The organism is Intrasporangium sp. (assembly GCF_039812505.1).
Taxonomy (GTDB): Bacteria; Actinomycetota; Actinomycetes; order Actinomycetales; family Dermatophilaceae; genus Intrasporangium_A.
In genome coordinates this window covers 1-5,081 of sequence record NZ_JBDIAQ010000202.1, presented here as the reverse complement: position 1 = coordinate 5,081, position 5,081 = coordinate 1, and the positions used below count along the sequence as shown (strand labels likewise).

Sequence of the window (5,081 nt, the reverse complement as noted above, 5' to 3'; positions counted from 1 at the left end):
CGGCTTGGTCGCATCCAGCCGGAACGCGGTGTCGGGGCCGATCTCCGGCACGAGGTAGTGGTAGTTCGTGTCGAACCACTTGGTCATCTCGAGCGGCGCTACCTCGGCAGTCCCGCGGGCCATGGCGAAGTAGCCCGCCAGCGGGTCCTGCCGATGGATTCCGCGATGCCTGGCCGGGATGGCGCCGAGCAGCACTGCGGCGTCGAGGACCTGGTCGTAGAGGGAGAAGGTTCCCGACGGGATGCTGTCCAGCCCGGCCTCGCGCAGCCCCCGCCAGGTCCGGGTCCGTTCGTCGCGAGCCACCTGCGCCAGCTCGGCCCGGTCGATCCGGCCGGACCAGTAGTGCTCCAGCGCGAACTTGAGCTCCCGGTGAGGCCCGATGCGCGGATAGCCCAGCACCGTCGCACCGATCGAGGGTGCGGTCTGGTCCATGGCTCTGTCTCCTCATGTGCTCGATGAAGGCCGCGCCGTCCTGAGCGAGGCGGCACGGGTGCGGTTCCGGTAGGTCTCGAGTATCCCTCCGGTGCCGCGCTGTTCCGTTGCGGGGCCCACCCCCGGTGTGGGCGCACGGCTGGGAGGGGGGCGAGCGGCATACGACGGCTCGACAGCATGCGCTCATGCCAGCCCGTCGTGGCGAGCGCCACTCCACCGAGGGGTCGTGATGGGGTTCACCGTGTCGGCTGTTCTCGCGGTCGTCCTCGGTCTGGTCGTCATCGTCGGTGGGTTCGTTCCCTAGCTGGCGTGGTCCTACCGGCACCGTGGCACGTTCGGTGCAGGACACGCCTTCCTCGTCGGGTGCACCGCCATCTACGCCATGGCGCTGTGGACCTACACGATCCTGCCGCTGCCGGACCCGAGCGTGGCCTGCCAGCACCCGACGTCCCCACAGCTGCATCCTTTCCAGTTCCTGTCCGACCTCGAGGCAGCACGGCGAGCCGGCGGGTCAGGACTGCGGGTCGTCTCTCAGCTGGTCCTCAACGTCGCCCTCTTCGTGCCGCTGGGGATGGTGGTCCGTCACCTGTTCAAACGCGGATTCGTCGTCACCGTGCTGCTCGGTCTCGGCGTGTCCGGTCTGATCGAGCTGACCCAGCTCACCGGCAACTGGGGGCTCTAACCCTGCCCCTACCGGCTCATGGACGTGGACGACCTGATCGCCAACACCCTCGGGGCCGCGGTGGGCTTCCTGGTGGCCCCGATCCTGCGGCGAGTACCGGGCCAGCGCACGGCCTCGGTCGCCGCGGCGCTCCCGGTGACCGGTCGCCGCCGCGTGCTCGGGATGCTCGCAGACGTTCTGCTCGTCGAGGTGACGGCGCTGCTGGTTTGGGTCGTCACAGCCTCCCTGCTGCTGGCCTCCGGGGCGATGTCCCGCACCGAGGTCGCCGACGCTACAGGCTGGCAGGCGGGGGAGAGGCTCGGCGTCGCGGCGGTGCTGCTCGTCGGCGTCCCGTTGCTCGGTACCGGGTCGACGGTGGGACAGTGGATCGTCCTGATCCGCCCCCAGACGGAAGCCGGCGGCGCCCCGCCGGTGGGCCGGCGCCTGCTTCGGGCCCTCGTCGGGTCGGGCGGCTTCTACCTGCTCGATGCCGTGGCGACCCTGACCGGGTGGGCCGTGTTCCGAGGCGCCTGGTGGGTGCTGGGCCTGGCCAGCCTCGTCCTCGCCACGCGCGGTGACCATCGCGGGTTGTCGGGCCTGGTTGCCGGTCTACGGGTCGTCGACTCACGCGAACCCCGCGCGGGCAGCACGGCCGCGCAGCGCTGGGCCGCCATGCCGGAGCTGCGCCGGCTCTCGACCGCGGTGGTGGTGTTCGCTGCGCTGCTGGGCCTGCTCTTCCTCGGGCTGCTCGACGAGGTTGGCTCGGGGGGAGTGGCCGGTGCCGTCGCGGTCGGGGTCGTCATCGGGGTGGTCTGCCTCGGCTTCCGCGGCGGCGGCCGACCGGCTGCGCCGGGAACGTCACATCGGCCTCGGCGAGGCCGTGAACGAGCTCGCCCGTGCGGGCCTGGCGCGTGGGCAGAATGCCGTCCGCTTCCGGCAGCGGACGGCGAGCGTCGGGATCCGGGTCGACGTCACCGACATCGCTGACACGCTCGAGCTGCTCGATCGGTACGACGCGCAGGACGCTCGGTGATCATCGACGCCAACGTCCTGCTCTGTGCGGTCGACGAGCAGTCGTTTGCACACCACGGCGCGCACGTGGCTGGAGGAGGCGATGAACGGCGTCGAACGCGCCGGGCTGCCGTGGGTCTCGCTGATGGCGTTGCGCTGACCGCGAAGCAACCGCCCGCTGAGCGGGCGCACCGGGCGCGCTCTGCGGTCTCCGGAGCGGGCCTGTGGACAACTCTGACGGCGCCTCGGGCCGGACGGCCACGATGGGAGTCATGTCGTTCAAGGACCTGCCACCCAACCTCCGCGAGCTGCCGCTCACCGACCCGCGCCTCGCCGGCGACGTCATCGACCTGATCGTCAGCGAGGAGTCGCGGCAACACGGGTCGTTCGGCATCATGATGTGCGACGAGCTGGACCGGGGGATCAACCCGATCCTGTTCTCGGACCGGGACCAGGTCGCCGACCTCGACGGCGTGACGAGAGTGCTGTCGCTCGTCCTGCCGCTCGTCGCCCGGGTCGACGGGGGCGTGCTGCTCGGGCGCGGCCGCCCGCGCGGACGGTGCGCCGATGACACCGACCGGGCTTGGCACCAACTGGCGATCGACCTGTGTGCGGAGCACGGCGTGCGGCTGCTCGGCTTCCACGTCGCCACCTGTGACGGTGTCTTCGCGATGCCCGAGCCCTTGACCGCGGCCTCCTGATCCCCACCTCTGTCCGGACCCGGCGGACGAGCTCCCACAGAGGTCGTCGAACCCCCTTGACAGGCTAACGACGTTAGCCTAACGTATGGCTAACGATGTTAGCCAAGGAGGCGGCGAAGCGATGACCACGACGGCAGCGGTCCACTACCAACGACCCGGCTGGTTCACGAGGAACGTGGTGAACAAGGCGGTCGCCTGGCTCACCCGACGGGGCGTCAGCGTCTGGGGGAGCCGGGTGCTCGAGGTCCCCGGCCGACGCAGCGGGTTGGCCCGCCAGGTGCCCGTCAACCTGCTCACCGTCGCTGGTGTCGACTATCTCGTGGCCCCCCGCGGTAACGCCGAGTGGGTGCGCAACCTGCGCGCCAACGACGGACGGCTCGACCTGCTGCTCGGGCGCTCCCGCGACCACCGGGTCGCCACCGAGCTGGCCGACGCGGACAAGCCCGAGATCCTGCGGCCCTACCTGCGCCGCTGGAAGGCCGAGGTCGGCGTGTTCTTCGACGGCGTCGACGCCAACTCGGGACAGGCCGAGCTGCAGCGGATAGCCCCCCGCCACCCGGTCTTCCGGCTCTCGCTGCCGTGACGCAGGCACCGGCCCGGACGGTCCGCTCCGAGCGGGCCGCAGCGATCGTCGCCACGGCCCGTCGGATCCTCGAGGCGGAGGGAGCGGAGTCGCTGACGATGCGCCGGCTCGGTGATGCGGTCGGGATGCGGGCTCCCTCGCTCTACAAGCACTTCCCGAGCAAGCGACACGTCGCAGCGGCCCTCGTCGAGGACGCCTTCGTCGAGATGGGGCGGGCGCTGTACGCGGCCGTGGAACGGTCCGACCGGCGTGGACCGGTCGCCGCGCTGCTGGCGGCATACCGCGGGATGGCGCTGGCCAACCCCAACCTCTACCGGCTCACCACGGCGCCCGACCTGCCGCGCGACCTGCTGGCCCCGGGACTCGAGGCCTGGTCCGGGCAGCCGTTCCAGCTGGTCACAGGGGAGCCGCACGCGGCCCAGGCGCTGTGGGCCTTCGCCCACGGCATGACGATCCTCGAGATCGACGCGCGGTTCATGGACCGCTCAGACCTCGACCGGACCTGGCGGTGCGGGGCGGAGGCCTTCGCCGTGCGCTGACCGGCCCGGCGGTCGGTGCCGCCGAGGGCCGGCTCATCGTGGGAGCTCGAGGAGTCCGGGTGGTGCCCCACTGGGTCTCGCCCCCCGCACGTGGGACCGCGCCCGCGGAGGGGACGCGGGCGCGGCCGCTCAGGCGGCCAGCCCGTTGCGGCGATGCTCACGCACGACCGCACCGGCCGGGATGACCACGTCGGCCTCGACATGCACCCCGTCGCAGACGTGTGCGCCGGCACCGATCTTCACCCGCGGGCCGAGCTTGGCGTCGCAGCCGATCACCGCGTCGCAACCGACGTGGACGCAGCTGCCGACGACGGCACCGGCCTGGACCATGGCGCCCCGGTCCACCCAGGCGCCGCTGTGGATCCGGACTCCCGCCTGCACCTTCGCACCGGGGTCGACATAGGCCGACCGTTCGATGTGGGCACTGGGGTCGACGGTCGCCGTCTCCTCGACCAGACCGTCACCGTTGGCATGGTGGAAGTACCGCAGGACGGCCCCATTGTCTTCCTCGATCTCCACGTACTTCTTCCGCTTCTGCACGACGTTCCACCTTCTTTCTCCATCAGACGCGCCATCTGGCGCTGCCGAAATGTTGAACGTGCGGGAGAGACGCAGGATTCCGCTCCGACCGGGCCGTGTCACCCCGCGTCTCACCAGATGGACGAATCGGTCATCCGGGACGTGCGTATGGTCAGCACTGTGGCCACGCCCCCTCAGCGCACCGCGTGCAGGAAGGCGCGGGTGCGGGCGTGCTGCGGGTCGGTGATCACCTGCTGTGCCGGGCCCTCCTCGACGACCTGGCCGGCATCGAAGAACGCCACGCGGTCCGCGACGTCGCGGGCGAAGCCCATCTCGTGAGTGACCACGGCCATCGTCATCCCGCTCGCGGCCAGGTCCCGCATGACCGCGAGCACGTCGCCGACCAGCTCGGGGTCCAGGGCCGAGGTGGGCTCGTCGAAGAGCATCAGCTTGGGCTGCATGCACAGCGCCCGGGCGATCGCGACCCGTTGCTGCTGCCCGCCGGACAGGTGGCGCGGGTACGCGTGGCTCTTGTCGCCCAGGCCCACCTGCTTCAGCAGCTCGAGGGCGCGCTCGGTGGCCGCCGCCTTGGGCTGCTTCAGCGCGCGCCGGGGGGCCTCGATGAGGTTCTCCAG

Annotated in this window: 7 protein-coding genes and 1 pseudogene; 5 read left to right on the top strand and 3 right to left on the bottom strand. The window is 71.2% G+C overall.

Annotated features, from left to right (window positions below):
• A pseudogene (locus tag WMI84_RS16855) lies at positions 1–432 on the bottom strand (5-methyltetrahydropteroyltriglutamate--homocysteine S-methyltransferase); the annotation flags it as partial.
• Between the two features lie 382 nt (positions 433–814).
• Between WMI84_RS16855 and WMI84_RS16850 the strand changes: the two are divergent.
• The 5 genes from WMI84_RS16850 to WMI84_RS16830 all read left to right on the top strand — a co-directional run bounded on the left by WMI84_RS16850 (position 815) and on the right by WMI84_RS16830 (position 3,927).
• Positions 815–1,114, top strand: a complete 300-nt coding sequence (locus tag WMI84_RS16850) for a VanZ family protein (RefSeq protein WP_347354934.1) — start codon at positions 815–817, stop codon at positions 1,112–1,114.
• An 18-nt stretch (positions 1,115–1,132) separates the two neighbouring features.
• Positions 1,133–2,080 carry a VanZ family protein gene (locus tag WMI84_RS16845; RefSeq protein ID WP_347354933.1) on the top strand — a complete coding sequence of 316 codons (948 nt, stop codon included), beginning with the start codon at positions 1,133–1,135 and terminating at the stop codon, positions 2,078–2,080.
• A gap of 296 nt (positions 2,081–2,376) precedes the next feature.
• Positions 2,377–2,805, top strand: a complete 429-nt coding sequence (locus tag WMI84_RS16840; protein WP_347354932.1) for a hypothetical protein — start codon at positions 2,377–2,379, stop codon at positions 2,803–2,805.
• 121 nt (positions 2,806–2,926) lie between these two features.
• The gene (locus WMI84_RS16835; protein ID WP_347354931.1) at positions 2,927–3,388 is read left to right on the top strand and encodes a nitroreductase/quinone reductase family protein; all 462 of its coding nucleotides are present in this window, start codon (positions 2,927–2,929) and stop codon (positions 3,386–3,388) included.
• Positions 3,385–3,927: a TetR/AcrR family transcriptional regulator gene (locus WMI84_RS16830; RefSeq protein ID WP_347354930.1), complete on the top strand. Its 543-nt coding sequence runs from the start codon at positions 3,385–3,387 to the stop codon at positions 3,925–3,927. Before WMI84_RS16835 ends, WMI84_RS16830 begins: the two co-directional genes overlap by 4 nt.
• A 129-nt stretch (positions 3,928–4,056) precedes the next feature.
• Here WMI84_RS16830 and WMI84_RS16825 read toward each other — a convergent pair whose 3' ends face one another.
• Together WMI84_RS16825 and WMI84_RS16820 are read right to left on the bottom strand one after the other, a co-directional pair.
• On the bottom strand, positions 4,057–4,467 hold the full coding sequence (locus WMI84_RS16825) for a transferase (RefSeq protein WP_347354929.1): 411 nt from the start codon (positions 4,465–4,467) through the stop codon (positions 4,057–4,059).
• 173 nt (positions 4,468–4,640) lie between these two features.
• Positions 4,641–5,081, bottom strand: a 441-nt coding sequence (locus WMI84_RS16820) for an ATP-binding cassette domain-containing protein (protein ID WP_347354928.1), incomplete at its 5' end; no start/stop codon positions are given.

What these genes read in the sequence shown, in the direction of transcription:
- WMI84_RS16850 (WP_347354934.1), top strand. Translation starts at nt 815, where the DNA reads ATGGCGCTGTGGACCTACACGATCCTGCCGCTGCCGGACCCGAGCGTG.
- WMI84_RS16845 (WP_347354933.1), top strand. Translation starts at nt 1,133, where the DNA reads ATGGACGTGGACGACCTGATCGCCAACACCCTCGGGGCCGCGGTGGGC.
- WMI84_RS16840 (WP_347354932.1), top strand. Translation starts at nt 2,377, where the DNA reads ATGTCGTTCAAGGACCTGCCACCCAACCTCCGCGAGCTGCCGCTCACC.
- WMI84_RS16835 (WP_347354931.1), top strand. Translation starts at nt 2,927, where the DNA reads ATGACCACGACGGCAGCGGTCCACTACCAACGACCCGGCTGGTTCACG.